This is a genomic window from Kitasatospora sp. NPDC015120, assembly GCF_043080305.1.
Lineage (GTDB): Bacteria > Actinomycetota > Actinomycetes > Streptomycetales > Streptomycetaceae > Kitasatospora.
Map to the genome: position 1 here is coordinate 152270 of NZ_JBIBVJ010000011.1, position 26237 is coordinate 178506.

Sequence of the window (26237 nt, forward strand, 5' to 3'; positions counted from 1 at the left end):
TACGGGGGCACCGCCAGGCCCGAGGCCGGCGGCGAGAACACCCCGGAGCTGGTGATCATCTCCGGCATGTCCGGGGCCGGCCGCTCCACCGCCGCCAAGTGCCTGGAGGACCTGGGCTGGTTCGTGGTGGACAACCTCCCGCCGGCCCTCATCCCGACCATGGTCGACCTCGGCGCCCGCTCCCAGGGCAACGTCGCCCGGATCGGCGCCGTCGTGGATGTCCGCGGCCGGCAGTTCTTCGACGACCTGCTGACCTCGCTGGACGAGCTGGAGAAGCGCGGCGTGCGGCTGCGCGTCGTCTTCCTGGACTCCTCCGACGAGGCGCTGGTGCGCCGCTTCGAGAGCGTGCGCCGCCCGCACCCGCTCCAGGCCGACGGCCGGATCGTCGACGGCATCGCCCAGGAGCGCGACCTGCTGCGCGAGCTGCGCGGCGAGGCCGACCTGGTGATCGACACCTCCAACCTCAACGTCCACCAGCTGCGCGCCAAGCTCGACGCCCAGTTCGCCGACCACGACGAGCCCGAGCTGCGCGCCACCGTGATGTCCTTCGGCTTCAAGTACGGCCTGCCGGTCGACGCCGACCTCGTGGTGGACTGCCGCTTCCTGCCCAACCCGCACTGGGTGCCCGAACTCCGCGCCCGCACCGGCACCGACGCGGACGTCGCCGACTACGTCTTCCAGCAGCCCGGGGCCAACGAGTTCCTCAACGGCTACGCCGAGCTGCTGCGCATCGTCACCGAGGGCTACCGCCGCGAGGGGAAGCGTTACATGACCCTTGCCGTAGGCTGCACCGGTGGCAAGCACCGCAGCGTCGCGATGTCCGAGCGCCTGACGAAGCGTCTCATCGCGGACGGAGTGGAAACGGTGCTCGTCCACCGTGACATGGGACGGGAGTAGCCGCCGCGCCCTGCCGGGCCGCCGGCGGAGGCCGGCGGCGGGCAACAGGAACGCGAGGTAGGTGTGACGGGATACGTGCCCGGGCGGCAGTTCCAGAACAAGACCGCCGACCGGAACGGGGCCCCGGCCCGGTCCACCGTGACCGGCCGGCCCCGGTCCGGGGCGGCCCGCACCGGCCCGGCCCGTCCCCACCCGGCCCCCCGGACCAGTCAGACGGCCCGGACCAACCAGGCGCCGAGGATCACCGCGCTCGGCGGCGGCCAGGGGCTGTCCGCCTCGCTCTCGGCGCTGCGCCGGCTCACCACCGACCTCACGGCCGTGGTCACCGTCGCGGACGACGGCGGTTCCAGCGGCCGGCTGCGCGAGGAGCTCGGCGTGCTGCCCCCCGGGGACCTGCGCAAGGCGCTCGCCGCGCTCTGCGGCGACGACGACTGGGGCCGCACCTGGTCCGAGGTGATCCAGCAGCGCTTCACCGGCACCGGAGAGCTGGGCGGCCACGCCGTCGGCAACCTGCTGATCGTCGCGCTCTGGGAGAAGCTCGGCGACCCGGTCGCCGCCCTGGACTGGGTCGGCCGGCTGCTCAACGTGCAGGGCCGGGTGCTGCCGATGTCGGCGGTGCCGCTGGACATCGAGGCCGTGGTCCGCGGCCACGACCCGGCCCGCCCGGCCGAGCTGGCCGCCGTCCGCGGCCAGGCCAGCGTCGCGGTCACCCCCGGCACCGTGCAGTCCGTGCGGCTGCTGCCGGCCGAGCCGCCCGCCGTGCCGGAGGCGGTCACCGCCGTCCGGGAGGCGGACTGGGTGGTGCTCGGCCCCGGCTCCTGGTTCACCAGCGTGCTGCCGCACCTGCTGGTGCCCGAGCTGGCGAAGGCGCTGGTGGAGACCCGCGCCCGCCGGCTGCTCACCCTGAACCTGGCCCCGCAGCCCGGCGAGACGGAGGGCTTCACCCCCCAGCGCCACCTGGAGGTCATCGCCGACCACGCTCCGGACCTCGCGGTGGATGCGATCCTGGTGGACGAGCGCGCCGTCACCGGCGGCGCCTTCGGCCAGGCGGACCTGGCCGGACTGGAGAAGGCCGCCGAGCGGATGGGGGCGGCCCTGGTGCTCGGCCGGGTGGCCCGCACCGACGGCACGCCGCGACACGACCCGGAGCTCTTGGCGGCGGCGTACGACCGGATTTTCCGGACACATGGAAGGATCGGGCCATGGCGATGACTCCAGCGGTGAAGGACGAAATCAGCCGGCTCCCGGTCACCCGGGCCTGCTGCCGCAAGGCGGAGGTGTCGGCGATCCTGCGATTCGCGGGCGGGCTGCACATCGTGAGCGGCCGGATCGTGATCGAGGCGGAGCTCGACACCGGCGCGGCCGCGCGGCGGCTGCGCAAGGACCTGCTGGAGATCTTCGGACACTCCTCGGACCTGGTCGTGATGGCCCCCGGCGGCCTGCGGCGCGGCAGCCGCTACGTGGTCCGGGTGGTCAAGGACGGCGAGCTGCTCGCGCGCCAGACCGGCCTCGTGGACGGCCGCGGGCGCCCGATCCGCGGTCTGCCCCCGGCCGTGGTCTCCGGCGCCACCTGTGACGCCGAGGCGGCCTGGCGCGGGGCCTTCCTGGCGCACGGCTCGCTCACCGAGCCCGGCCGCTCGTCCTCGCTGGAGATCACCTGCCCCGGCTCGGAGGCCGCCCTCGCCCTGGTCGGCGCCGCCCGCCGGCTCGGCATCCCGGCCAAGGCCCGCGAGGTGCGCGGGGTCGACCGGGTGGTGATCCGCGACGGCGACGCGATCGGCGCGCTGCTCACCCGGCTCGGCGCGCACGAGTCGGTGCTGGCCTGGGAGGAGCGCCGGATGCGCCGCGAGGTGCGGGCCACCGCCAACCGGCTGGCCAACTTCGACGACGCCAACCTGCGCCGCTCGGCCCGGGCCGCGGTGGCGGCCGGCGCCCGGGTGCAGCGGGCGCTGGAGATCCTCGGCGACGAGGTGCCCGAGCACCTGGCCGCCGCCGGCCAGCTGCGGATGCAGCACAAGCAGGCCTCGCTGGAGGAACTGGGCGCGCTCGCCGACCCCCCGCTGACCAAGGACGCGGTGGCCGGCCGGATCCGCCGGCTGCTGGCGATGGCCGACAAGCGCGCCTCCGAGCTCGGCCTGCCGAGCACCGAGGCCAACCTCACCGACGAGATGGCGCTCAACTGACGCCGACGGCCGCACCCGCCGCCGAACCCTCCGCCGGTGTCCGCTCGCGCGGGCACCGGCGGAGCCGTGTCCGGGGGGTGGGACGGGGCCGCGCGCCCGGGCCCGCGCGGGGCCGGGACCAACTGCCCGGGAGAGCAAGGCCGGACGACCCGGAATTGTTGTGAACACGCGCCACGCCAGGGGTTGCGCGGGCGCCTGATGTGCTCTACCCGGCCTCGGAGGGGTAGGGTCATAGGCGGTCGGGGACATCCCAAAATTCCACCCCGTCGGCATAGCGTCCGGCGTACCTAACGAGGAGATCGGTTCGTGACGATCCGGGTAGGCATCAACGGATTCGGCCGCATCGGCCGCAACTTCTTCCGTGCGGTTCAGGCCCAGGGCGCGGACATCGAGATCGTCGGTGTCAACGACCTGACCGACACCAAGACCCTGGCGCACCTGCTCAAGTACGACTCGATCCTGGGCACCTTCCCGGGCGAGGTGTCGCACACCGCGGACAGCATCACCGTCGACGGCAAGACCTTCAAGGTCATCGCCGAGCGCGACCCGGCCAACCTCCCCTGGGGCGAGCTGGGCGTCGACATCGTCATCGAGTCGACCGGTATCTTCACCAAGGCCGAGGCGGCGAAGAAGCACGTCACGGCCGGCGCCAAGAAGGTCATCATCTCCGCGCCCGCCACCGACGAGGACATCACCATCGTCATGGGCGTCAACGACGAGAAGTACGACGGTGACAAGCACACCGTCATTTCCAACGCCTCCTGCACCACCAACTGTGTGGCGCCGCTGGCCAAGGTGCTGAACGAGAACTTCGGCATCGTCAAGGGTCTGATGACCACGGTCCACGCGTACACCAACGACCAGGTCACCCTGGACTTCCCGCACAAGGACCTGCGTCGCGCCCGCGCCGCGGCCCTCAACATCATTCCGACCTCGACGGGTGCCGCCAAGGCGACCGCGCTGGTCCTGCCGGAGCTCAAGGGCAAGCTGGACGGCACCTCGCTGCGCGTCCCGGTCCCGACCGGCTCGATCACCGACCTGGTCGTCACCCTGGAGCGCGACGTCACCGTCGCCGAGGTCAACGAGGCCTTCAAGAAGGCCTCCGAGACCACCCTCAAGGGCATCCTGCAGTACACCGAGGACCCGATCGTCTCCTCCGACATCGTGAACTCGCCGTTCTCCACGATCTTCGACTCGCTGATGACCATGGTCCAGGGCAACCAGGTCAAGGTCTTCGGCTGGTACGACAACGAGTGGGGCTACTCGAACCGCCTCGTCAACCTGACCACCCTCGTCGGTGCCGGGCTCTGACGCAGCGGGAGCTGACGTGAAGTAGGGGGGAGGGCCCGGAAGGCATGTGCGAAGCCGACCGGGCCCTCCGTCTGCGCACCCTCAACTCCCCATGGACGGCACAACGTTGTGTCGTCCCCTGCTCCACCATCTCGCCAGGAGACCGAAGACCGTGAAGACCATCGAAGATCTGGACGTCGCCGGTGCGCGCGTGTTCGTGCGCGCCGACCTCAACGTTCCGCTTTCCGACGGCACGATCACCGACGACGGCCGGATCCGTGCCGTCGCCCCGACCATCGCCAAGCTCGTCGAGCGCGGCGCGAAGGTCGTCGTCGCCTCCCACCTCGGCCGCCCCAAGGGCGCGCCGGATCCGCAGTTCTCCCTCGCGCCGGTGGCCGTCCGCCTCGGCGAGATCCTCGGCAAGCCGGTCTCCTTCGCGACCGACACCGTGGGCGAGAGCGCGAAGGCCACCGTCGCCGCCCTGGCCGACGGCGAGGTCACGCTGCTTGAGAACCTGCGTTTCAACGCCGGTGAGACCAGCAAGGACGACGCCGAGCGCACGGCGTTCGCCGGTCAGCTGGCCGCGCTGGCCGATCTCTACGTGGGCGACGGCTTCGGCGCGGTGCACCGCAAGCACGCCTCGGTGTTCGACCTGCCGGCGCTGCTGCCGCACGCGGTCGGCGACCTGATCGCCACCGAGGTGGGCGTGCTCAAGCGCCTCACCGAGGACGTCGCGCGCCCCTACGTGGTGGTGCTCGGCGGCGCCAAGGTCTCCGACAAGGTCGGCGTGATCGAGAACCTGCTGCAGAAGGCCGACCGGATCCTGATCGGCGGCGGCATGGCGTACACCTTCCTCAAGGCCCAGGGCCACGAGGTCGGCATCTCGCTGCTGCAGGAGGACCAGATCCCGACGGTCCAGGGCTACCTGGCGGAGGCGAAGGAGCGGGGCGTCGAGTTCGTCCTGCCGACGGACGTCCTGGTCTCCACCGAGTTCCCGGACCTCAAGACCAAGGCCCCGGCCGCCTTCTCGGTCGTCGCCGCGGACGCGATCCCGGCCGACCAGGAGGGCCTGGACATCGGCCCGGAGACCCGCGAGCTGTTCGCGGAGAAGCTGGCCGACGCGAAGACGGTGTTCTGGAACGGTCCGATGGGCGTCTTCGAGCACCCGGACTACGCCGGCGGCACCAAGGCCGTCGCGCAGGCCCTGCTCGACAGCGACGCGTTCTCCGTGGTCGGTGGCGGGGACTCCGCCGCGGCCGTCCGCATCCTGGGCTTCGACGAGACGAAGTTCGGGCACATCTCGACCGGCGGTGGCGCGAGCCTGGAGTACCTGGAGGGCAAGCAGCTCCCCGGTCTCACCGCCCTGGAAGGCTGAATCACGCATGACTGAGCGTCTCCCGCTGATGGCGGGCAACTGGAAGATGAACCTCAACCACCTTGAGGCCATCCAGCACACCCAGAAGCTGGCCTTCGCGCTGGCCGACAAGGACTACGAGTCGGTCGAGGTGGCCGTCCTGGTGCCGTTCACCGACCTCCGCTCGGTGCAGACCCTGGTCGACGGCGACAAGCTGAAGATCAAGTACGGCTCGCAGGACATCTCGCAGCACGACGGCGGCGCCTACACCGGCGAGGTCTCCGGGCCGATGCTGTCCAAGCTGAAGTGCACCTACGCGGTGATCGGCCACTCGGAGCGCCGCCAGTACCACGGCGAGAACGAGGAGATCGTCAACGCCAAGGTCAAGGCCGCCTACCGCAGCGGGATCACCCCGATCCTGTGCGTCGGCGAGCCGCTGGAGGTCCGCAAGGCGGGCACCCACGTCGAGTACACCCTGGCCCAGCTCGACGGCGCCCTCCAGGACGTCCCGGCCGCGCAGGCCGAGTCCGTCGTGGTCGCCTACGAGCCGGTCTGGGCGATCGGCACCGGCGAGGTGGCGACCCCCGAGGACGCCCAGGAGGTCTGCGCCGCCATCCGCGCGCGGATCGCCGAGCTGTACGACGCCGGGCTGGCCGGCAAGGTCCGGGTGCTCTACGGCGGTTCGGTGAAGGCGTCGAGCGCGGCCGGCCTGATGGCCAAGCCGGACATCGACGGCGGCCTGATCGGCGGAGCCTCGCTGGACGCCGACGAGTTCGTCAAGATCGTGCGGTACCGTGAGCAGGCAGTAGGCTAACGCCGCCGCAGCAACGTAGGCTTTGGGGCCGGACCACCCGACGTGGTCCGGCCCCTTCGCCGAAGATACGAGAGAGTTGGTCCCGTCGTGGTTATCGGGTTCTCGATTGCCCTGATCGTCTTCAGCCTGTTGATGATCCTCCTGGTGCTGCTGCACAAGGGGAAGGGCGGTGGCCTGTCGGACATGTTCGGTGGCGGCGCGATGTCCACCGGCGGCGGCTCGGCGGTGGCCGAGCGCAACCTGGACCGCATCACGATCGTGGTCGGCCTCGCCTGGTTCGCCTGCCTCGTGGTGCTCGGCCTGGTGCTGAAGTACAAGGGCTGACATAACTCTGACGCCCCGTCGCCCCGCGGCCTATTCTGGAAAGGTCCGGGGCGGAGCCGGTGGTGGCGCATGCTTAACTCCTGCTTACACTAGGACGACTTTCGCCACCGATGCGCATCGCGCGCGTCGGCGCACCAGCACGCAGGGGAGTCAGACCGTGGCAAGTGGCAACGCCATCCGTGGCAGCAGGGTCGGAGCCGGCCCGATGGGTGAGGCGGAGCGCGGCGAATCCGCCCCCCGCAACCGGATCTCCTTCTGGTGCGCGAACAAGCACGAGACCCGGCCGAGCTTCGCCGCCGACGCGGTGATCCCGGAGACCTGGGACTGCCCGCGGTGCGGCTTCCCGGCCGGCCAGGACGAGCACAACCCGCCCGCGCCGTCCCGCAACGAGCCGTACAAGACCCACCTCGCCTACGTCCGCGAGCGGCGCACCGACGCCGACGGCGAGGCGATCCTGGCCGAGGCGCTGGCCAAGCTGCGCGGCGAGATCTGAGCACAGGCGAACGCCGGAGGGCGTCACCCCCGCGGGGGTGACGCCCTCCGGCGTTCCCGGGCCTCAGGCCGAGGCCGGGGGGTACAGCTGGGCCGGCAGCCGGGACGCCGCGGCGCGGTCGAGCAGCCACAGGGTGCGGCCGGTGCCGTGCGCGCCGGAGGCCGGCGCCTGGAGCTCGCCGGGGCCGGACAGCGCCACCGCCACCGCGCCGGCCTTGTCCTCGCCGGCCGCCAGCAGCCAGACCTCGCGGGCCGCGCGGATGGCCGGGAGGGTGAGCGAGATCCGGGTCGGCGGCGGCTTCGGCGCGCCGCGCACGCCGATCACCGTCAGCTCGGTCTCCCGCACGCCCGGGTGCTCCGGGAAGAGCGAGGCGACATGGGTGTCCGGGCCGACGCCGAGCAGCAGCACGTCGAAGGCCGGGACGCCGGCCCGGTCGCCCGGTCCGGCGGCCTTCGCCAGCTCCTGCGCGTAGCGGGCCGCCGCGGCGTCGACGTCCGAGCCGTCGGCGCCGTCCGAGGCGGGCATCTCGTGCACCCGGGCCGGGTCGAGCGGGACGGCGTCCAGCAGCTCGGCGCGGGCCTGCACGGCGTTGCGCTCCGGGTCGGCGGAGGGCAGGAACCGCTCGTCGCCCCACCAGAGGTCCAGCCGCGCCCAGTCGACCGCGTCGCGCGCCGGGGAGGCGGCGATCGCGGCCAGCAGGGCGTTGCCGTTGCGTCCGCCGGTGAGCACCACCGAGGCGGTGCCGCGGGCGGCCTGGGCGTCCACGATCCGGGTGATCAGCCGGGCCGCGGCGGCCTGGGCCATCAGCTCCTTGTCCCGGTGGACGACCAGCTGCGGGGTGGCCGCGGTCATGCGTCCGCCTTCTTGGCGTTGCGCTTGCCGGCGGTCCGCTTCGCGGTGCCGGCGGCCGGCTCGGCGGTCGCCGGGTCGGCGACCTGCTCGCCGCCCTGCGCGGCGGCCTCGTCGCCCGCCGCGGCTGCCGCCTGCTCGGCGTTGTCCGGCTCCTTGAGCCGGTCCACGGGGGTGCGCACGGCGGCCGCGTAGATGTCGTCCGGGTCGAGCCGGCGCAGCTCCTCGGCGATCAGCTCCGAGGTCTCGCGCCGCTTGAGCGCCACCTGGCGGTCCGGCGAGCCGGGCATGGAGAGCGTGCCCATCAGGCCGTCCGGGCGGTCCAGGGTGATGTCCCCGTCCTTGGTGCGCAGGTGCACCGCGGTGATGCCCGGGCCGTTGGTGACGACCCGCTCGACCGGCGCGTGCAGCCGGGTGTGCAGCCACAGGCCGAGCAGTTCGACGCTGGGGTTGTACGACTCGCCCTCGACCACCGCGGAGGTGATCGTCGAGGGCCGCTGGTCCAGCGCGGCGGCCAGCATCGAGCGCCAGCCGGTGATCCGGGTCCAGGCCAGGTCGGTGTCGCCCGGGGTGTAGCTCTGGGCCCGCTGGGCGAGCTGGCCGACCGGGGACTCGGCGGTCACCGCGTCGGTGATCCGGCGCTGGGCGAGCGCGCCCAGCGGGTCCTGCGCCGGGTGCAGCGGCGCGTTGTCGGGCCACCAGACCACCACCGGGGCGTCCGGCAGCAGCAGCGGCAGGACGACCGACTGGGCGTGCGCGGCGAGTTCGCCGTGCATCCGCAGGATGACCGTTTCTCCGGAGCCGGCGTCGGAGCCGACCAGGACCTCGGCGTCCAGGCGGGTCTCGGCGCGGGCCCGGGGCGAGCGCCCGGCGCGCTTGATGACCGCCAGGGTGCGCGAGGGGTGCTCGCGGGAGGCGTCGTTGGCCGCCTTGAGGGCGTCGTAGGCGCTGCCCTCGTCGGTCACGATCACCAGGGTGAGCACCATGCCGGCGGCGGTGGCGCCACTGCCCCGGCGGGCCTCCATGAGCGCTGCGTTGATCTTGCCGGACGTGGTGTTCGTGAGGTCGATCTTCATGGCCGGCGCCAGCTCCTGCCGTCTCGTGCGAGCATCTCGTCCGCCTCGGCCGGGCCCCAGGTGCCGGCCGCGTACTCGGCGGGCTTGCCGTGGGTGTCCCAGTACTTCTCGATCGGGTCGAGGATCTGCCAGGAGAGCTCGACCTCCTGGTGGCGGGGGAAGAGGTTGGCGTCACCGAGCAGCACGTCGAGGATGAGCCGCTCGTACGCCTCCGGGGAGGACTCGGTGAAGGACTCGCCGTAGGCGAAGTCCATCGTGACGTCCCGGACCTCGAAGGAGGTGCCCGGCACCTTGGAGCCGAACCGCACGGTGACGCCCTCGTCCGGCTGCACCCGGATGACCAGGGCGTTCTGCCCCAGCTCCTCGGTGGCGTAGGAGTCGAACGGCAGGTACGGGGCGCGCTGGAAGACCACCGCGATCTCGGTGACCCGCCGGCCCAGCCGCTTGCCGGTGCGCAGGTAGAACGGCACGCCCGCCCAGCGGCGGTTGTTGATCTCCAGCTTGATGGCCGCGTAGGTGTCGGTCTTGGACTCCGGGTCGATGCCGTCCTCGTCGAGGTAGCCGCTGACCTCCTCGCCGCCCTGCCAGCCGGCCGTGTACTGGCCGCGCACGGTGTGCCGGCCGAGGTCGGCCGGGAGCTTGACGGCGCTCAGCACCTTGAGCTTCTCGGCCACCAGCGCCTTCGGGTGGAAGGACGCCGGCTCCTCGATGGCGGTGAGCGCCATCAGCTGGAGCAGGTGGTTCTGGATGACGTCACGGGCGGAGCCGATGCCGTCGTAGTAGCCGGCCCGGCCGCCGATGCCGATGTCCTCGGCCATGGTGATCTGCACGTGGTCGACGTACGACCGGTTCCAGATCGGCTCGAACATCTGGTTGGCGAAGCGCAGCGCCAGGATGTTCTGGACGGTCTCCTTGCCCAGGTAGTGGTCGATCCGGAAGACCTCGTCCCGGGGGAAGACCTCGTGGACGATCCGGTTCAGCTCCTGGGCGGACTCCAGGTCGTGGCCGAACGGCTTCTCGATGACGGCGCGCCGCCAGGAACCGTTCGGCGGGTCGGCCAGGCCGTGCTTCTTGAGCTGCTGGACGACCGTCGGGAAGAACTTCGGCGGGACGGACAGGTAGAAGGCGAAGTTGCCGCTGGTGCCCTGCGCCTTGTCCAGCTCGTGGATGGTCTCGCGGAGCTTGTCGAAGGCCTCGTCGTCGTCGAAGGTTCCGTGGACGAAGCGCATGCCCTTGGCGAGCTGCTGCCAGACCTCCTCGCGGAAGGGGGTGCGGGCGTGCTCCTTGACCGCGTCGTGGACCTCCTGGGCGAAGTCCTCGTCCTTCCACTCGCGGCGGGCGAAGCCGATGAGCGAGAAGCCCGGCGGCAGCAGGCCGCGGTTGGCCAGGTCGTAGATGGCCGGCATCAGCTTCTTGCGGGACAGGTCACCGGTGACCCCGAAGATGACCAGGCCGGACGGCCCCGCGATGCGCGGGAGCCGCCGGTCGGAGGGGTCGCGAAGCGGGTTGACGGGGGCGGACGGGAGGTCTTCCGCGTCCGACTCCGACGTCAACTCGGGGAAATCAGTGCTCACTTGATGGGCTCCGCTTTCGTGCGCTGTGAGCAGGGGGTCACTTCTCGTCGGCGAAGGAGGCGAGCGAGGCGGTGACGGTGTCGAGCAGTTCCTTCCAGGACTGCTCGAACTTCTCCACACCCTCGTCCTCCAGCACCTGGACCACGTCGTCGTAGTCGACGCCGGCGGCGGCGACGGCGTCCATCACGGCCTTGGCGTCGGCGTAGTTCGGGACGATGGTGCCGCCGGTGACCACGCCGTGGTCGTCGGTGGCGTCCAGGGTGGCCTCGGGCATGGTGTTGACGGTGCCGGGGGCGATCAGCTCGGTGACGTACAGGGTGTCCGGCAGGGCCGGGTCCTTGACGCCGGTGGACGCCCAGAGCGGGCGCTGCGGCTTGGCGCCGGCGGCCTCCAGGGCCTTCCAGCGGGCGGTGCCGGCGGTCTTGCCGTCGACGGTGCCGAAGACCTCCTCGTAGGCCTGGTAGGCGAGGCGGGCGTTGGCGAGGGCGGCCTTGGAACGCAGGTCCTTGGCGTCGCCGCCGATCTTCTCCAGGCGCTTGTCGATCTCGGTGTCGACGCGGGAGACGAAGAAGGAGGCGACCGACTCGATCTGGGAGAGGTCCAGGCCCTTGGCCTTGGCGGCCTCCAGACCGGTCAGGTAGGCGTCGATGACGGCCTTGTAGCGCTCCAGCGAGAAGATCAGCGTGACGTTGACGCTGATGCCCTTGCCGATGACCTCGCTGATCGCGGGCAGGCCGGCCTTGGTGGCGGGGATCTTGATGAAGACGTTCGGGCGGTCGACCAGCCACCACAGCTGCTTGGCCTCGGCGACGGTGGCGGCGGTCTCGTGGGCCAGCCGCGGGTCGACCTCGATGGAGACCCGGCCGTCGCGGCCGTTGGAGGCGTCGTAGACCGGGCGCAGCACGTCGGCGGCGTCACGCACGTCCGAGGTGGTGATCATGCGGATGGCCTCGTCGGTGGTGACCTTGCGGACGGCGAGGTCGCGCAGCTGGCCGTCGTAGGAGCTGTCGCCCCCGCCGATGGCCTTCTGGAAGATGGTCGGGTTGGTGGTCACGCCCACCACGTGCTTGTGCTGCACCAGCTCGGCGAGGTTCCCGGTGTTCAGCCGCTTGCGGCTGAGGTCGTCCAGCCAGATCGCCACGCCTTCGTCGCTGAGGCGCTTCAGTGCGTCAGTCATGGTGCTTCCGTCCCTTAGTGCTTCTTCTTGCTGTGGTCTGGGGGGAGGCGGGCCGGGGCGCCGGTGTGCGGTCGGCGCCCCGGCCCGGTGCCGCTAGCGGTTGACGGCTTCGAGCGAGCGCAGCGCGTTGTGGGCCTCGGCGACCACGCGCTCGGCGGTGATGCCGAACTCCTCGAAGAGCACCTTGTAGTCGGCGGAGGCGCCGAAGTGCTCCAGCGAGACGATCCGGCCGTGGTCGCCGACCAGCTCGCGCCAGCCCTGGGCGATGCCGGCCTCGACCGAGACGCGGGCCTTGACCGACGGCGGCAGCACGCTGTCGCGGTAGGCCTGGTCCTGCTCCTGGAACCACTCGAAGGACGGCAGCGAGACGACGCGGGTGGCGATGCCCTCGGCCTCCAGGACCTCGCGGGCCTTGACGGCGAGCTGGACCTCGGAGCCGGTGCCGAGCAGGATCACCTGCGGGGTGCCGGTGGACGCCTCGGCCAGGACGTAGCCGCCCTTCGCGGTGTCCTCGGGGTTGCCGTAGGACGCCCGGTCGAAGGTCGGGACGTTCTGGCGGGTGAGCGCCAGGCCGACCGGGCCGGGGTGGGTGGTCTGGCGCTCGATGATGGTGCGCCAGGCGACGGCGGTCTCGTTGGCGTCGGCCGGGCGGACCACCGACAGGCCGGGGATGGCGCGCAGCGAGGCCAGGTGCTCGACCGGCTGGTGGGTCGGGCCGTCCTCGCCGAGACCGATGGAGTCGTGGGTCCAGACGTAGGTGACCGGCAGCTTCATCAGGGCGGCGAGGCGGACGGCCGGGCGCATGTAGTCGGCGAAGACCAGGAAGGTGCCGCCGTAGACGCGGGTCTTCCCGTGCAGCGCGATGCCGTTCATGGTGGAGCCCATGGCGTGCTCGCGGATGCCGAAGTGGATGGTGCGGCCGTAGGGGCCGGCCGTCTTCAGCGGGTTGCCCTCGGGGAGGAAGGAGCTGTCCTCGTCGATGGTGGTGAGGTTGGACTCGGCGAGGTCGGCCGAGCCGCCCCACAGCTCCGGGATCACCGCGCCGAGGGCCTTGAGGGTCTCGCCGCTGGCCTTGCGGGTGGCGACGTCCTTGCCGGCCTCGAAGACCGGGACGGCCTTCTTCCAGCCGTCGGGCAGCTCGCCGGCCTGGATGCGGTCGAACTCGGCGGCGCGGCTCGGGTTGGCCGCGCGCCAGGCGTCGAAGGACTGCTGCCACGCGGCGCGGGCGGCCTTGCCGCGCTGGACGACCAGCCGGGCGTGCTCGATGACCTGGTCGCTGACCTCGAAGGTCTTCTCCGGGTCGAAGCCGAGGACCTTCTTGGTGGCGGCGATCTCGGCGGCGCCGAGCGCGGAGCCGTGGGCCTTGGCGGTGTTCTGGGCGTCCGGGGCCGGCCAGGCGATGATCGTGCGCATGGCGATCATCGACGGGCGGGAGGTCTCGGCCTTCGCGGCGGCCAGCGCCTCGGCCAGCGCGGCGACGTCGATGTCGCCGTTGGCCTTCGGAGTGACGCGCTGGACGTGCCAGCCGTACGCCTCGTAGCGCTTGAGGACGTCCTCGGAGAAGGCGGTCTCGGTGTCGCCCTCGATCGAGATGTGGTTGTCGTCGTAGAGGGCGACCAGGTTGCCGAGCTTCTGGTGGCCGGCCAGCGAGGAGGCCTCGGCGGAGACGCCCTCCTCCAGGTCGCCGTCGGAGACGATGGCCCAGATGGTGTGGTCGAAGGGCGACTCGCCGGCCGGGGCGTCCGGGTCGAACAGGCCGCGCTCGAAGCGGGCGGCCATCGCCATGCCCACCGCGTTGGCGATGCCCTGGCCGAGCGGGCCGGTGGTGGTCTCGACGCCGGCGGTGTGCCCGTGCTCGGGGTGGCCGGGGGTGCGGCTGCCGGCGACCCGGAAGGCCTTGAGGTCGTCGAGCTCCAGGCCGTAGCCGGAGAAGTAGAGCTGCGTGTACAGCGTCAGGCTGGTGTGACCGGGGGACAGGACGAACCGGTCACGGCCGACCCAGGACGGGTCGGTGGGGTCGTGGCGCAGGAAGCGCTGGAAGATCAGGTAGGCGGCCGGGGCCAACGACATGGCCGTCCCGGGGTGCCCGTTCCCGACCTTCTGGACCGCGTCCATCGCCAGGACCCGGGCCGTGTCGACGGTCCGCTCGTCGAGGTCCGACCACTCGAATGCATTCGGCGTCGTGCTCACCCTGTCTCAGGGCTCCTTCCATGGTGAAGAGTGACCCCGTGAGGGACCGGGTCGGCCACGTCGCTGGGGCCGGACGCTGTGGTGGTGCCGGTCACGGAGGGTAGATCCCGCTTCTGTGGGCGAGCCTACCGTCCGGGCCGGGGCTCACCCTCCGTGGTGGGACAACTCAGGCATGTTGGCCGTCATTCCCCGGACGGTCCGTGGACGACCCGGGCCCGGCGGGGAGGTCCCTTCGTCCACCCTCGCCCGGATCCGTCCGGTTCGCCTCCCGGGGTGCGGGACGGGGGAGCGGCGGCCCCGCGCGGCCCCTCGGGCAACGTTCCAGGTGGGGGCGGCGGGGGTTCACCCGGGGGTGTGCGTTCCGCCCCGCCGGGGCACCCCCGGGGCCGGTGGGGAGATATGGAGCGTCTAAGGTGGCGTGGTACGCGCAGAGCGGACGATTCGGGAGACAACGTTCCGGTGGCCGCCTGCGAGGATTCATCTTCAGTTGGGGTGTTAGTGACCGCCGTCGAATCCCGTCCCGCCGGGGTCACCGGGGCGACGCCTGCGCAACGGCCGTTCGGGGCCCGTGTCGGCGCCTTCGTCGCACTGACCAAACCGCGGATCATCGAGCTGCTGCTGATCACCACGGTTCCGGTGATGTTCCTGGCGGAACGCGGCGTGCCGAACCTGCTGCTGGTGCTGAAGGTGGTCCTCGGCGGGTACCTCTCGGCGGGCGGCGCCAACGCCCTCAACATGTACATCGACCGCGACATCGACGCGGTGATGTCGCGCACCGAGCGGCGGCCGATCGTCACCGGCATGGTCTCGCCGCGCGAGGCGCTGGTGTTCGGCATCACGCTCGGTGTGCTGTCGACGGTCTGGCTGGGCGTCCTGGTCAACTGGCTGTCCTCGGCGCTGGCGCTCGGCGCCCTGCTGTTCTACGTGTTCGTCTACACGCTGGGACTCAAGCGGCGCACCGCGCAGAACATCGTCTGGGGCGGGATCGCCGGCTGCATGCCGGTCTTCGTCGGCTGGGCGGCCGTCACCAACTCGGTCTCCTGGTCGGCCCTGGTGCTCTTCCTGGTGATCTTCTTCTGGACGCCGCCGCACTACTGGCCGCTGTCGATGAAGGTCCGCGAGGACTACGCCCGGGCCGGGGTGCCGATGCTCCCGGTGATCAAGGGCAACCTGGCCGTCGCCCGGCAGATCGTCGCCTACTCCTGGGTGATGGTGGGGGTCTCGCTGCTGCTGTGGCCGCTGGCCGGCACCAGCTGGCTCTACCCGGTCTCGGCGGTGCTGCTCGGCGCGGCCTGGCTCAAGGAGGCGCACGCGCTGCACGGGCGGGCCAAGGCCGGTGTGGTGGGGGCCAAGCTCAAGGAGATGCGGCTGTTCCACTGGTCGATCACCTATCTGACGCTGCTGTTCGTGGTGATCGCGGTGGATCCGTTCGTGAAGTGATCCGAAGCGATGTGGTGAGCGGGGCCCCGGTCGATCCGACCGGGGCCCTTCTCGTTGCCCGCTCGGCTTCCGTCCCGCTCAGCGGGCGGGGAGCTCCGACGGGCCGACGTGGTCGTCCAGCCAGTCCTTGAGCGGCTGCGAGGCGCGCAGGAAGCCGGCGATCCGGTCGTACGCGGCCCGGGTGCCCAGCCAGGGCCCGGGGGCCCACTCCTGCCAGGCGATCAGCCCCTTGTGGCGCAGCAGCCCGATCCGGGGGTGGTCCTTGGGGTAGCCGCGCGGGGCGGACTTCAGGGAGTCCCGGCCGACCACCTCCGGGCCCGCCTCGCGGACCCGGGCGACCACCCGCTCCAGCTCGGCGCCGGAGACGTCCTCGGCGACGGCGGCGCGGTAGCGCTCCAGCTGGTCGGCGGCGAGCTGGTACAGCCCGTTGCCGCAGGCCAGTCCGTCGGCGGAGAGCTGGACGTAGCCGCCGGCCCGCAGGTGGGCGCCGATGTGGGTCTTGTACGGGGACTTGTCGGCGCTGAACCGCACGTCGCGGTTGGGGCGGAAGATCTTCCCCGGCCCGAACTCGGGTTCCAGTTCGGCGAGCAGCAGCTCCATGGGCTCCCGCACCGCGTGCTCGTACCGGTCCTTGTGGGACTGCCAGAAGGTCTTGGAGTTGTCGGCTTCGAGGTGCTCGTAGAAGTCGAGCGCCTCGGCCGGCCAGCCGTCGAAGGTCACCCCCTCAGTATGTGGTCCGGTGCACACGGCGCTCCCGTCGCCAGCACCCCTACCGCTGGGTAGCATGCGGGCATGAGCAGCGCAGAGACCGCCACCCCCGCCGCGCCGGACGCCCGCGCCGAGCGCCGCGCCAAGCGCATCGCCAAGAACCTGACCGCCTTCGCCGCGCAGCACGGCGGCAGCGCCGACGGCGTCGTCGAGTACGTCGGCGCGGTCGCCACCCGGATCGTGGTGGTCGGCGCCGACGGCGCCTGGGGCGACCAGGTCGCGCCCAGCTACGCGGTGGGCCGCCGCGCCGCCGAGCTCGCCGGGATCACCCTGCACGACTCCTTCGAGGGCGAGCTGGGTCTGAAGGTGAAGACCGGCGCCTACGAGTGGAAGCGGATGGCCGGCATCCAGCTCGGCGGCTGACCCGCCGCCCGCCCGTGGAGACGCCGAAGGGCCCCGGTCGTGGGCGACCGGGGCCCTTCGCGGTGTCCGGGAGCCGTCAGACGGCCGCGGCCTCGGGGGTGCGGGCGGCGGGGGCGCCGGCGGTGACGGGGGCGGCGTCGCGGGTGCGCAGGGCGAGCGGGATGCGCAGGGCGGCGATCCAGATCAGGGTGGCGCCGAGCATGTGCAGGCCGACGAGGAGCTCGGGGACGTCGGTGAAGTACTGGACGAAGCCGATCACGCCCTGGAGCAGCAGGCCGGCGAGGAGTTCGCGGGCCCGGGCCTTGGCGGCCGGCGGGGCCTTGACGGCGGCGAACACGAAGATCACCGCGATCGACAGGCCGATCGAGACGAAGGCCAGGTCGGCGTGGGCCTGCGCGAGGCGGTCGTAGTCCAGCGGGATGCGCGGGACCATCTTGTTGTCCTTGGGCGTGCCCGGGTGGTGGCCGGCGCCGGTGACCAGGGTGCCGGCGGCCACCAGCAGGCCGATCACGCCGACCAGGACGTAGCCGAGGCGCTTGATGGGCTCGGCGACCAGCGGGCGGGCCGGGCCGTCGCCCTCCTTGCTGCGCTCCCACATCAGGGTGGCGACCCAGACCAGGGCCATCGCGGCGATCAGGTGCAGCGCCACGGTGTAGGGGTTGAGGCCGGTCAGCACGGTGATGCCGCCGAGCACGGCGTTGCTCATCACCAGCCAGAACTGCGCCCAGCCGAGCCTGGTCAGACCGTGCCGCCAGGGGCGGTGGCAGCGGGCGGCGAGGATCGCCCAGCCGACGGCGGCGCTCAGCACGTAGGTGAGCATCCGGTTGGCGAACTCGACGACGCCGTGGAAGCCCATCTCGGCGGTCGGGGTGAGGCTCTCGTCGGTGCAGCGCGGCCAGGTGGTGCAGCCGAGGCCGGAGGCGGTGAGCCGGACGGCGCCGCCGGTGACGACGATCACCACGCTCATCACCAGCGCGGCGAACGCGGCGCGCTTGACCGTGGCGGCGGAGGGCTGCCAGCGCTCGGCGAGCAGGGAGAAGGGGGTGGTGTTAGGCACGGCGTCCATGGTATGCGGCCTTACAGCCGATCTTGGGGCGGGGCGGTGGGCGGGGCGGTCGGGCCCGCGGCGGCCGAACGGCGGAGTCTTCCCGTGTCGACATAGCGGTAAACCCGCCAGTCGTAAAGGGGTGGCAAAAAGGACTGTTCGGGCAAGCCGGTCATTGGTCTTGACCAATCACCCATTTGGCCGAAAGAGTGCGGGTTGGTCCATACCTTTTTCAGGTGGACCCCTCCCACCCCCCGCACGTAAGCGGAGAACCTGCACATGCGCATATCCGTACCCGCCGCAGCGCTCGCGCTCGGTGGATCTCTCGTTCTGGCCGGGCTGGTAGCCCCGGCCGCCCAGGCCGCCGACCCGAACCAGTGCCTGAGCCTCGGGGTCGCCAATCTCTACGGCGAGTTCGTCGAGACCGACGACACCCACACGCCGGACGCCGAGGGTGCGGTGGCGGTCGGCGGCAACGCCGACTTCACTGGCGGCTTCTCGGTCGGACAGGAACTGACCGCCGACCAGGTCAAGGCGCTGCCGGGCGGCAACGCCCTGGTCGTCGCCGGCAAGCTGACCGGTGGCAACACCCAGGTCATGAAGGGTAACGGCATCTACGGCTCGGCCGCGCCCGGTGCCGTGATCCAGGCCCATCAGGGCAGCACCGGCCAGGGTGCCTCGCCGATCGACTTCGCCGCCGAGTTCGCCAGGGCGCGCGCCGTCGCGACCACGCTGGCGGGGCTGCCGCAGACCGCCGGGGCCACCGTCGAGGCCAAGGGCAAGGAGCTCTACCTCACCAGCGGTGACGCGAAGTTCAACAGCTTCACCGTCCCCGCGGCCACCCTGCAGGGCGCCACCGACATCTTCGTGAAGGTGCCGGCCGGCGCGGTCACCGTGGTCACCGTGACCGGTGCCTCGTACGACCAGGCCGCTGCGAAGACCACCGGCTTCCACCTGTGGGACGAGGGCAGGAAGGGCTACGTCCTCGACGACAAGGCGCAGAGCGCGCACGGCGGCGCCGTCCGCTCCAAGCTGCTCTGGAACTTCCCGACCGCCACCAAGGTGGTCAAGAGCAGCCTGGCCGCCTGGTCCGGCACCGTGCTGGCGCCGAACGCGGCGTTCGACCTCGGCTCGGCCGCGCCGGTGAACGGCTCGGTCATCGTCAAGTCGCTGACCGGCAAGGGCGGTGCGGAGACGCACCACTACCCGTTCACCGGCTGCCTGCCGGGCGTCGTGCCGCCCACCACGCCACCGACCACGCCGGCCACCACGCCGCCGGTGGTGGTGCCGACCGGTACGCCGTCCGCCACCACCACGCCGTCGACGCCGGCCACCCCGGGCACCACCGGGACCCCGAGCACCCCGCCGGCCACCCCGGGCACCACCGCTCCGTCGGTGACGCCGTCCGCCTCGGGCAGCCCGTCCGCCCCGGGCACGGCCGCGCCGTCCGCGAGCGCCTCGGCGAGCCCGTCGGCCTCCGCCTCCGGTGCGGCGGTCGTGCCGTCCGCCTCGGCGAGCCCGTCGGCCCAGGCCAACGCCGGGGGCGACCTCGCCCACACCGGCTCCGGCCCGGTCGTGCCGCTGGCGATCGGCGGCGCGGTGGTCATCGCCGCCGGTGGCGCGCTGGTCCTGGTCGCGCGTCGGCGCAAGGCGGCCGGCCAGGTCTGAGTCCGCCCCGGGAAAGTGTCGGATCGTCAGTGATCCGCATTGCCCGATCAGGCACCCCCGGTGATCGCGAACGATCACCGGGGGTCGCGCTTTTCGGCCACTGTGACGGAGTTCATTCCGTGTTGGCCGAAGTGGCGTCCTCCGAGGCAGCGGGTGTGATGGGGTACCGATGCACATGCGCAGGCGGACGGACAGAGGAATTCCGGCCGCGCAGCGGGGTGTGGAGAGGTGCGGGAGTGCCGGTAGAGTCCCCCGGACAGTCGTAGCGGGCCACCGCTGTTCCACTCAACACGCCTGCTGCACAAGACCATTCGGAGGGGACAACGAGATGGCGCGACAGCGGCGGCAGACAGTGATCGGAACCGGCGCGGCGGTGGCGGGCACGGCGGCGGCCGCCGTCCTGCTGCCGGTGGTGCTGGCGACCAGCGCCTCGGCCCATGTGCCGACCTGGCGGGTGACGTGCGACAGCATCGTGGTCGACCTGACCAACTACAGTGCCGAGGCGGGGATCAAGAACGCCGTCAGCCTGACCCTGGACGGCGTGAAGCTGCTGGACCAGAAGGAGTTCGGCAAGGAGTTCCACCAGACCTTCCCGGTGGCGGCGCACAACGCGCCGGTCGACGCCACGCTCGTGGTAACCACCACCGAGGACCCCAAGAACAGCGACTGGAACAAGACCGAGACCAAGACGATCCCGGTCTGCGCCACACCGACGCCCAGCCCCACCCCGACGGTGACGCCGACCCCCACCCCGACGGTGACGCCGACGCCCACCCCGACCCCCACGGTGACGCCGACCCCGACGCCGACGCCCACCCCGACGCCGACCCCCACGCCCACCCGGACGGCCACCCCGACCCCGACGCCCACCCCCACCCCCACGCCGACGCGCACGGTGACGCCCACCCCCACCCCCAGCCGCACGGCGACCCCGGCCCCGGTCGTCACGCCGACCCCGGCCGCCCCGGCGCTCGCGCAGACCGGTAGCAGCGACGCCACCCCGGTCATCGCGGCCGTCGGCGGCGGCGTGGTGCTCCTCGGCGGCGCCCTCCTCCTGCTCGCCCGCCGCCGCCGCAGCGCCGACACCGAGAGCTGACGCACGTACGACGGGCAACGGCAAGGGCTCGCCGCTCACTTGAGCGGCGAGCCCTTGCCGTTCACCGTGCGGCGGGCCGTGGAGTTGAGTACGGGTACTCATTCACACCGGCAGGGCGAGCCCGACAGACTGTGCGGCATCACGATCTCAAGACGACGCACAGGGGGGAACCGTGCCGAATCCCGATCTTGCTTCGGAGTTCAAGGTCAATCCAGCGGTGCTGGCGAGCTGCGGACAGAGCGCCCAGTACATGGCGAGCCAGGTGCCGGGGGAGACGGCGAAGATCATCGCGCCGAGCAGTCAGGCGGCCGCCACCCTGCAGGGCTGGCTCACGGCACCTGCGATACAGAACTGCGGCACGAACTGGAAGACACTGCTGGACAAGCTCGCCGGGACCATGGCGGACACCGGCTCCAGGCTCGTCCAGACGGCGGCCCACTACCGGCAGGGCGAGCAGAGCGTGTACGCCCACCTCCGCGGCGCGGCGGGCCCCGCCCAGGCGGGCCCGGCGCCGGCACCGGAGACCGACCCGTTCGGTACGGTCCTGGCCGGCGGGAACCCCTCCGCCGCCGCGGGCCGTGCCGCCGCAGAGCGGAAGGCCCAGTAGCCGGTGGATGTCACGAGCCTCTACAACGCCAACATCAACAACATCACCATCGCGAAGAACGCCTTCGATGCTCTGGCCACGGCCTTCGGGCAGCACATGGAAGCCTGGAAGCACGAGGTCACCGACCGGCTGAGCGCCTCGCACTGGACCGGTCCCACCTCCACCGTGGCCCAGGGGCGCGTCGCGGATCTGGGGAGCGAACTGCAGGCCGCCCGGCAGGAGCTGTCGTTCGTCAGCAAGGCGCTGGCCAGTGCCGCCGAACAGTTCGCGCTCGCCCAGTCCCACTTGATCAGCGCCCTGGACGACGCAGGAACGCGAAGCTCGACGTCGCCCCGGACGGGCGGATCACGTGGGACAACGAGCCGTCCTCCCCGAACTTCGCCGGCGCCGGCGCCGAGACGGCCGCAGTCGCCATCAGCGGCCGCATCACCGCCGCACTCAACGAGGCGGCCCATGCCGACCGGGAGATCAGTACGAGGCTGAATCGCCTGGCGTCCAACGCGGGCAACGGCACCGGACTGAACGCCGCCACCGTGGCGCAGGACCAGGCCGCCGAGACCGCCCGCGACAACATCCCCGCCACGGGCACCGACCCGAACAGTGTCAAGCAGTGGTGGAACGGGCTCACCGAAGCCCAGCAGCAGAAGTTCATCGAGGCCCACCCCGACCGGATCGGCAATCTCGACGGCATCCCGTCGGTCGCCCGTGACCGGGCCAACCGCATCACCCTCCAGCAGGCCAAGCAGGACCTCCAGTCGCAGCTCGATCACCTGGGTCCCGAGCCGCCCGCGAAGGTGGCCGACGCGAGCGGCGCCGTGTCGAACCCGGCCCACGACGAGTGGGAGAGGAGGAGGGCCCTCCTGCAGGAACAGCTCACGGGTGTGAACGCCATCGACAAGCGGCTGACGACCAAGGTCGATGACACGCACCCGCCCACCTTCCTGCTGGGCTTCGATACCCAGGGCAACGGTCACGCCATCGTGGCGGTCAACAATCCCGACACGGCTGACAACGTCTCGACGTATGTCCCCGGCACCGGGGCGCGACTCGGCGGCATCGAGGGCGACATCGTCCGGTCGGACCGGATGGTGGCCTCGGCGAACGCCGCTCAAAGGGGACAGAATCCGAAAACCACGTCGTCCATCACCTGGATCGGCTACGACGCACCGCAGTCGATCGTCCCCCAGGCGACGAAGGACACCTACGCCAAGAATGCGGCGAACAGTCTGCACAGCTTCGAGACGGGCCTTCGCGCCACGCATGAGGGAGCGCCTTCGAACAACACGATCCTCGGCCACAGCTACGGGACGACGACCGTCGGCTACGCCATGCGCGACAAGGGCCTGCCGGTCGACAACGTCGTCCTGATCGCCAGCCCCGGGGCCGGCGTCGAGCATGCGCGCGATCTCGGCGTCGATCCGTCTCGCGTCTTCGTCGCGAAGGGCGACATCGACAAGATCGACATGGCGCCCGCTCTGTCCGCCGACAAGCTGGCGAGCAACGGCGGTAACAACCTCGGCTCCTGGTACGGCTTCGTCCAGAGCCCCGACCACCATCTGATCCACGGGCGTGATCCCATGCTTCCCGGCTTTGGCGCGCAGACCATTCCGACCAGTCCCGGAACGGGCCACTCCGATTACTGGAACCCCAATTCACGCTCCCTCAAGGCCATGGGAGAGATCATCGCTGGAAGGAAATGATGAGAATCACCGGGCGCGCATCCGAAACCCCCTCACGGTTCGGCCGGGCAGCCCTCGCCGCAGTGGTGGCTACGTCCATGCTGGCTCTGAGCGCCTGCGGCGTGGAGACCGTCTCGGAGCGCCGGAAGGCCACGATCACGCTGGACCAGGCAAAGGCGCAGGTCGACGGCTATCTCGCGGAGATCGTGGCGAAGCTGCCGGTGGAGCCCCTGGCGAGCCGGTCGGGTGATTTCGTCGACTCCTACTGCGACTCCAACGACGTGGGCCCGCAGGGCAGGAAGCAGACCTCGCGCGGATACGGCTTCGGGGACGTCCCCCTGGACCGCAGGGCAGAGTCCGCTGCTTCGTTCCGCACCCTTCTGATGGCGAAGGGATTCGAGACAGTCCAGGAGGCCACGGCCGACTGGGTGAAACTGAGGAATCCCGAGAACGAGTTCGTGGCGGTCCTCAGCGGAGCGTCGGACGACAGCAGCGATCTCTCGTTGGAGGTCAGCACGCCCTGTCTCTGGCCGAAGGGGACCCCCTCACCCTGAGCCGGCCTGCACGAAGGCCCTCGCCTGGCGGGGCGAGGGCCTTCGAAGCAGTGTCCGGCCGAGGGTCACTCCCAGCGGAAGAAGCGGGCGGCGGCGGTGAGGGCGGCCACGGCCCAGGCGGCGAGGACGGCGAGGTCGGTCCAGGGGGTGGCGGCGCCGGTCTGCAGGACGGCGCGCAGGCCGTCGGAGAGGGCGGCGATGGGGAGGAGTTCCAGGACGGACTGGACGGTGGCGGGGAACTTCGAGAGCGGGACGATCACCCCGCCGGCCAGCAGCAGCAGGACGAAGACCAGGTTGGCGGCGGCCAGGGTGGCCTCGGCGCGCAGGGTGCCGGCCATCAGCAGGCCGAGGCCGGAGAAGGCGGCGGTGCCGAGCACCAGGAGGGCGAGGACGCTGAGCGGGTTGCCCTGCGGGGACCAGCCGAGGGCCAGCGCGATCACCGACAGCAGCGCCACCTGGAGCGCCTCGGTGACCAGCACGCAGCCGGTCTTCGCGGTGAGCAGCGCCCAGCGGGGGAGCGGGCTGGCGCCGAGGCGCTTCAGCACGCCGTAGCGCCGCTCGAAGCCGGTGGCGATGGCCTGGCCGGTGAACGCGGTGGACATCACCGCGAGCGCGAGCAGCCCCGGGGCGAGGAAGTCCACCCGCTCGCCGGGCCCCTCGACGGCGACGACGTCCACGGCGGAGAAGAGCACCAGCAGCACCGTCGGGATGACCACGGTGAGCAGCAGCTGCTCGCCGTTGCGCAGCAGCATCCGGGTCTCGAACGCGGTCTGCGCGAGCAGCATCCGGCCGACCGGCGCGGCGCCGGGCCTCGGCGCGTGGTCGGCGGGGTCGGCGTGGTCGGTGGTGGTCATGAACGCAGGTCCCGTCCGGTCAGGTCGAGGAAGACGTCTTCGAGGCTGCGGCGCTGCACCGCGAGCCGTTCGGGCAGCACGCCGCCGGCCGCGCACCAGGCGGTGACGGTGGCCAGCAGCTGCGGGTCGACCGGCGCCTCGACGCGGTAGCTGCCGGGGGAGGTCTCGGCGGCGGTGGCGCCCTCGGGCAGCTCCTTGAGCAGGGTGGCGAGGTCCAGCCCGGGCGGCGCGTCGAAGCGCACGGTGGACTCCGCGCCGCCGCGGCAGAGCTCGTCCGGGGTGCCCTCGGCGATCACCCGGCCGCGGTCGACGATCGCGACCCGGTCGGCGAGCTGCTCGGCCTCCTCCATGTGGTGGGTGGTGACCACCACGGTGACGCCGTCCCGGCGCAGGTCGCGCACCAGCTCCCAGGTGGCGCGGCGGGCCTGCGGGTCCAGGCCCGCGGTGGGCTCGTCCAGGAAGACCAGCTCGGGGCGGCCGACCACGGCCATCGCCAGGGCGAGCCGCTGCTGCTGGCCGCCGGAGAGCCGGCGGTAGGCGGTGCGCCCGCAGGAGCCGAGGCCGAGCCGCTCGACCAGCGCGTCGACGTCCAGCGGGTGGGCGTGCAGCCGGGCGGTGTGCCGGAGCATCTCGACGGCGCGGGCCCCCGGGTAGACGCCGCCGGACTGCAGCATCACGCCGATCCGGGGGCGCAGCTCGGCGCCCCGGGCGACCGGGTCCAGGCCGAGCACCCGCACGGTGCCGGCGTCCGGCCGGCGGTAGCCCTCGCAGGTCTCGATGGTGGTGGTCTTGCCGGCGCCGTTGGGACCGAGGACGGCGGTGACCGTGCCGCGCGCGATGCTGAGGTCGAGACCGTCCACCGCGGCCTTCTCGCCGTAGCGCTTGACCAGCCCGGTGATCTGGACCGCGGGTTCGGATTGCATACGGGTGAGTCTAAGAGCCCCCAACAGGCCGTTCGTCCACTGGGCTTGATCACTTCATCCGTTGGTCAGGTAAGGCTTGCCTGCGTGACAGATGCCACGGGTGAGGCCTGGGTCACGGCTTGTCCTGCCGGAAGTAATTACGCAACACTGGTGTTGTGAAAAACATGCGCGAGCACCCCACGCAGCAGGAGGCCGAGTCGGCCCCCGGCTGCGCCGTGCCCGCGACGGCGGCCGAGGTGCTGCTGGACGGCCACCGGGCCACCCGGGACCGGGTCGCCCGCTCCATCCTGGACCACGGCCCGTCGTCCGCCGCCGACCTGGCGAGCAGGCTCGGGCTCACGGCCGCGGCCGTCCGCCGTCACCTGGACGGCCTCACCGCCGCCGGTCTGGTCGAGTCCCGCGAGCAGCGGGTCTACGGCAGCCGCGGCCGGGGCCGCCCGGCCAAGGTCTTCGCCCTCACCGACGCCGGCCGGGACGCCTTCTACCAGGAGTACGACCAGCTCGCCGCCGACGCCCTGCGCTGGATCTCCGACTCGGTCGGCGGCGGCAAGGCGGGCGAGGAGGCGGTCGCCGCCTTCGCCCGTGCCCGGTTCGGCCGGCAGGCCGAGAAGTACCTGGAGGCCCTGCGGACCGCCGGGGCGGCGGAACGCACCGAGGCGCTCGCCCAGGCACTCAGTGCCGACGGGTACGCTGCCACGGTGCGGCGGGTCCCGTCGGCCGCGGCGAAGGCCCCGGCGGGCGCCCAGCTCTGCCAGCACCACTGCCCGGTCGCGCACATCGCCGAGCAGTTCCCGCAGCTGTGCGAGGCGGAGACCGAGGTCTTCTCCCAGCTGCTGGGCACCCATGTGCAACGGCTGGCCACCATCGCCCACGGCGACGGGGTCTGCACGACCTATGTGCCGGCACCCGGTGCCGCATCGTCGCCCGCCCTGCGCACCGCCGCGGGCCGGGACACCGGTGCCGCGCCGACTGCCGGTACGTCCACCGATGACTCAGCGTCCGCGCGTTAGGAAGCCCGC

26 protein-coding genes are annotated in these 26237 nt (G+C 71.9%); 17 read left to right on the forward strand and 9 right to left on the reverse strand.

Annotated elements, in window-relative coordinates; genetic code table 11:
- Window positions 1–66: 66 nt before the first annotated feature.
- The 8 genes from rapZ (at window position 67) to ACF1AK_RS23970 (ending at window position 7355) form a co-directional block, all read left to right on the forward strand.
- Entirely contained in the window at window positions 67–897 is an 831-nt protein-coding gene (gene rapZ, locus ACF1AK_RS23935) for an RNase adapter RapZ (protein ID WP_350567636.1), read from the forward strand.
- A gap of 138 nt (window positions 898–1035) precedes the next feature.
- Window positions 1036–2109 carry a uridine diphosphate-N-acetylglucosamine-binding protein YvcK gene (yvcK, locus tag ACF1AK_RS23940; protein ID WP_391500964.1) on the forward strand — a complete coding sequence of 358 codons (1074 nt, stop codon included), beginning with the start codon at window positions 1036–1038 and terminating at the stop codon, window positions 2107–2109.
- Entirely contained in the window at window positions 2100–3080 is a 981-nt protein-coding gene (gene whiA / locus ACF1AK_RS23945) for a DNA-binding protein WhiA (protein ID WP_209411690.1), read from the forward strand. Before yvcK ends, whiA begins: the two co-directional genes overlap by 10 nt.
- 306 nt (window positions 3081–3386) lie before the next feature.
- Window positions 3387–4391, forward strand: a complete 1005-nt coding sequence (gap, locus tag ACF1AK_RS23950; protein ID WP_391500862.1) for a type I glyceraldehyde-3-phosphate dehydrogenase — start codon at window positions 3387–3389, stop codon at window positions 4389–4391.
- 151 nt (window positions 4392–4542) lie between these two features.
- Window positions 4543–5745 (forward strand): phosphoglycerate kinase, encoded by a 1203-nt coding sequence (locus ACF1AK_RS23955; RefSeq protein ID WP_391500863.1) that lies wholly within the window; start codon window positions 4543–4545, stop codon window positions 5743–5745.
- Between the two features lie 7 nt (window positions 5746–5752).
- On the forward strand, window positions 5753–6538 hold the full coding sequence (tpiA, locus tag ACF1AK_RS23960) for a triose-phosphate isomerase (RefSeq protein WP_391500864.1): 786 nt from the start codon (window positions 5753–5755) through the stop codon (window positions 6536–6538).
- 87 nt (window positions 6539–6625) lie between these two features.
- Window positions 6626–6862 carry a preprotein translocase subunit SecG gene (gene secG, locus ACF1AK_RS23965; RefSeq protein ID WP_391500865.1) on the forward strand — a complete coding sequence of 79 codons (237 nt, stop codon included), beginning with the start codon at window positions 6626–6628 and terminating at the stop codon, window positions 6860–6862.
- Window positions 6863–7019: 157 nt separating this feature from the next.
- Complete coding sequence (locus tag ACF1AK_RS23970; RefSeq protein ID WP_380288538.1) at window positions 7020–7355, forward strand: RNA polymerase-binding protein RbpA; 336 nt, start codon at window positions 7020–7022, stop codon at window positions 7353–7355.
- Window positions 7356–7418: 63 nt separating this feature from the next.
- Here the strand turns inward: ACF1AK_RS23970 and pgl are convergent, their stop codons facing one another.
- From pgl to tkt, 5 genes are all read right to left on the reverse strand, one after another.
- Window positions 7419–8207 (reverse strand): 6-phosphogluconolactonase, encoded by a 789-nt coding sequence (gene pgl / locus ACF1AK_RS23975; protein ID WP_391500866.1) that lies wholly within the window; start codon window positions 8205–8207, stop codon window positions 7419–7421.
- Window positions 8204–9280 (reverse strand): glucose-6-phosphate dehydrogenase assembly protein OpcA, encoded by a 1077-nt coding sequence (opcA, locus tag ACF1AK_RS23980; RefSeq protein WP_391500867.1) that lies wholly within the window; start codon window positions 9278–9280, stop codon window positions 8204–8206. Before opcA ends, pgl begins: the two co-directional genes overlap by 4 nt.
- Window positions 9277–10833, reverse strand: a complete 1557-nt coding sequence (gene zwf / locus ACF1AK_RS23985; RefSeq protein ID WP_391500965.1) for a glucose-6-phosphate dehydrogenase — start codon at window positions 10831–10833, stop codon at window positions 9277–9279. The genes opcA and zwf overlap by 4 nt, the downstream gene beginning before the upstream one ends.
- 58 nt (window positions 10834–10891) lie before the next feature.
- Window positions 10892–12031 carry a transaldolase gene (gene tal, locus ACF1AK_RS23990; protein ID WP_380288532.1) on the reverse strand — a complete coding sequence of 380 codons (1140 nt, stop codon included), beginning with the start codon at window positions 12029–12031 and terminating at the stop codon, window positions 10892–10894.
- Window positions 12032–12124: 93 nt separating this feature from the next.
- Window positions 12125–14221 carry a transketolase gene (gene tkt / locus ACF1AK_RS23995; RefSeq protein WP_391500868.1) on the reverse strand — a complete coding sequence of 699 codons (2097 nt, stop codon included), beginning with the start codon at window positions 14219–14221 and terminating at the stop codon, window positions 12125–12127.
- 498 nt (window positions 14222–14719) lie between these two features.
- Here tkt and ACF1AK_RS24000 point away from each other — a divergent pair, with 498 nt between their 5' ends.
- Window positions 14720–15661 carry a heme o synthase gene (locus tag ACF1AK_RS24000; RefSeq protein WP_391500869.1) on the forward strand — a complete coding sequence of 314 codons (942 nt, stop codon included), beginning with the start codon at window positions 14720–14722 and terminating at the stop codon, window positions 15659–15661.
- A 78-nt stretch (window positions 15662–15739) separates the two neighbouring features.
- On the opposite strand, the gene ACF1AK_RS24005 is transcribed toward ACF1AK_RS24000, so the two are convergent.
- Window positions 15740–16381 (reverse strand): DUF2461 domain-containing protein, encoded by a 642-nt coding sequence (locus ACF1AK_RS24005; RefSeq protein WP_391500870.1) that lies wholly within the window; start codon window positions 16379–16381, stop codon window positions 15740–15742.
- Window positions 16382–16453: 72 nt separating this feature from the next.
- Here ACF1AK_RS24005 and ACF1AK_RS24010 point away from each other — a divergent pair, with 72 nt between their 5' ends.
- Window positions 16454–16792 carry a hypothetical protein gene (locus ACF1AK_RS24010; protein ID WP_391500871.1) on the forward strand — a complete coding sequence of 113 codons (339 nt, stop codon included), beginning with the start codon at window positions 16454–16456 and terminating at the stop codon, window positions 16790–16792.
- Between the two features lie 76 nt (window positions 16793–16868).
- Here ACF1AK_RS24010 and ACF1AK_RS24015 read toward each other — a convergent pair whose 3' ends face one another.
- Complete coding sequence (locus tag ACF1AK_RS24015) at window positions 16869–17858, reverse strand: heme A synthase (protein WP_391500872.1); 990 nt, start codon at window positions 17856–17858, stop codon at window positions 16869–16871.
- Between the two features lie 258 nt (window positions 17859–18116).
- Here ACF1AK_RS24015 and ACF1AK_RS24020 point away from each other — a divergent pair, with 258 nt between their 5' ends.
- From ACF1AK_RS24020 to ACF1AK_RS24045, 6 genes are all read left to right on the forward strand, one after another.
- Window positions 18117–19505: a choice-of-anchor A family protein gene (locus ACF1AK_RS24020; protein WP_391500873.1), complete on the forward strand. Its 1389-nt coding sequence runs from the start codon at window positions 18117–18119 to the stop codon at window positions 19503–19505.
- 328 nt (window positions 19506–19833) lie between these two features.
- Window positions 19834–20601, forward strand: a complete 768-nt coding sequence (locus ACF1AK_RS24025) for an LAETG motif-containing sortase-dependent surface protein (RefSeq protein WP_391500874.1) — start codon at window positions 19834–19836, stop codon at window positions 20599–20601.
- Window positions 20602–20773: 172 nt separating this feature from the next.
- Complete coding sequence (locus ACF1AK_RS24030; RefSeq protein WP_391500875.1) at window positions 20774–21208, forward strand: hypothetical protein; 435 nt, start codon at window positions 20774–20776, stop codon at window positions 21206–21208.
- Window positions 21209–21211: 3 nt separating this feature from the next.
- The gene (locus tag ACF1AK_RS24035) at window positions 21212–21691 is read left to right on the forward strand and encodes a hypothetical protein (protein ID WP_391500876.1); all 480 of its coding nucleotides are present in this window, start codon (window positions 21212–21214) and stop codon (window positions 21689–21691) included.
- 50 nt (window positions 21692–21741) lie between these two features.
- The gene (locus ACF1AK_RS24040; protein WP_391500877.1) at window positions 21742–22908 is read left to right on the forward strand and encodes an alpha/beta hydrolase; all 1167 of its coding nucleotides are present in this window, start codon (window positions 21742–21744) and stop codon (window positions 22906–22908) included.
- A complete protein-coding gene (locus ACF1AK_RS24045) occupies window positions 22905–23441 on the forward strand; it encodes a hypothetical protein (RefSeq protein ID WP_391500878.1) in 537 nt (178 codons plus the stop codon). The genes ACF1AK_RS24040 and ACF1AK_RS24045 overlap by 4 nt, the downstream gene beginning before the upstream one ends.
- 65 nt (window positions 23442–23506) lie before the next feature.
- Here ACF1AK_RS24045 and ACF1AK_RS24050 read toward each other — a convergent pair whose 3' ends face one another.
- Together ACF1AK_RS24050 and ACF1AK_RS24055 are read right to left on the reverse strand one after the other, a co-directional pair.
- A complete protein-coding gene (locus tag ACF1AK_RS24050) occupies window positions 23507–24295 on the reverse strand; it encodes an ABC transporter permease (protein WP_391500879.1) in 789 nt (262 codons plus the stop codon).
- Complete coding sequence (locus ACF1AK_RS24055; protein ID WP_391500880.1) at window positions 24292–25218, reverse strand: ABC transporter ATP-binding protein; 927 nt, start codon at window positions 25216–25218, stop codon at window positions 24292–24294. The genes ACF1AK_RS24050 and ACF1AK_RS24055 overlap by 4 nt, the downstream gene beginning before the upstream one ends.
- 164 nt (window positions 25219–25382) lie before the next feature.
- Here ACF1AK_RS24055 and ACF1AK_RS24060 point away from each other — a divergent pair, with 164 nt between their 5' ends.
- Complete coding sequence (locus ACF1AK_RS24060) at window positions 25383–26228, forward strand: helix-turn-helix transcriptional regulator (RefSeq protein WP_391500881.1); 846 nt, start codon at window positions 25383–25385, stop codon at window positions 26226–26228.
- Window positions 26229–26237: the final 9 nt, after the last annotated feature.

Excerpts from the sequence above, each read along its gene's own strand:
- rapZ (WP_350567636.1), top strand. The coding sequence starts at position 67 with ATGTCCGGGGCCGGCCGCTCCACCGCCGCCAAGTGCCTGGAGGACCTG.
- whiA (WP_209411690.1), top strand. The coding sequence starts at position 2,100 with ATGGCGATGACTCCAGCGGTGAAGGACGAAATCAGCCGGCTCCCGGTC.
- tpiA (WP_391500864.1), top strand. The coding sequence starts at position 5,753 with ATGACTGAGCGTCTCCCGCTGATGGCGGGCAACTGGAAGATGAACCTC.
- pgl (WP_391500866.1), bottom strand. The coding sequence starts at position 8,207 with ATGACCGCGGCCACCCCGCAGCTGGTCGTCCACCGGGACAAGGAGCTG.
- opcA (WP_391500867.1), bottom strand. The coding sequence starts at position 9,280 with ATGAAGATCGACCTCACGAACACCACGTCCGGCAAGATCAACGCAGCG.
- tal (WP_380288532.1), bottom strand. The coding sequence starts at position 12,031 with ATGACTGACGCACTGAAGCGCCTCAGCGACGAAGGCGTGGCGATCTGG.
- ACF1AK_RS24010 (WP_391500871.1), top strand. The coding sequence starts at position 16,454 with ATGAGCAGCGCAGAGACCGCCACCCCCGCCGCGCCGGACGCCCGCGCC.
- ACF1AK_RS24015 (WP_391500872.1), bottom strand. The coding sequence starts at position 17,858 with ATGGACGCCGTGCCTAACACCACCCCCTTCTCCCTGCTCGCCGAGCGC.
- ACF1AK_RS24020 (WP_391500873.1), top strand. The coding sequence starts at position 18,117 with ATGCGCATATCCGTACCCGCCGCAGCGCTCGCGCTCGGTGGATCTCTC.
- ACF1AK_RS24025 (WP_391500874.1), top strand. The coding sequence starts at position 19,834 with ATGGCGCGACAGCGGCGGCAGACAGTGATCGGAACCGGCGCGGCGGTG.
- ACF1AK_RS24045 (WP_391500878.1), top strand. The coding sequence starts at position 22,905 with ATGATGAGAATCACCGGGCGCGCATCCGAAACCCCCTCACGGTTCGGC.
- ACF1AK_RS24050 (WP_391500879.1), bottom strand. The coding sequence starts at position 24,295 with ATGACCACCACCGACCACGCCGACCCCGCCGACCACGCGCCGAGGCCC.
- ACF1AK_RS24055 (WP_391500880.1), bottom strand. The coding sequence starts at position 25,218 with ATGCAATCCGAACCCGCGGTCCAGATCACCGGGCTGGTCAAGCGCTAC.
- ACF1AK_RS24060 (WP_391500881.1), top strand. The coding sequence starts at position 25,383 with ATGCGCGAGCACCCCACGCAGCAGGAGGCCGAGTCGGCCCCCGGCTGC.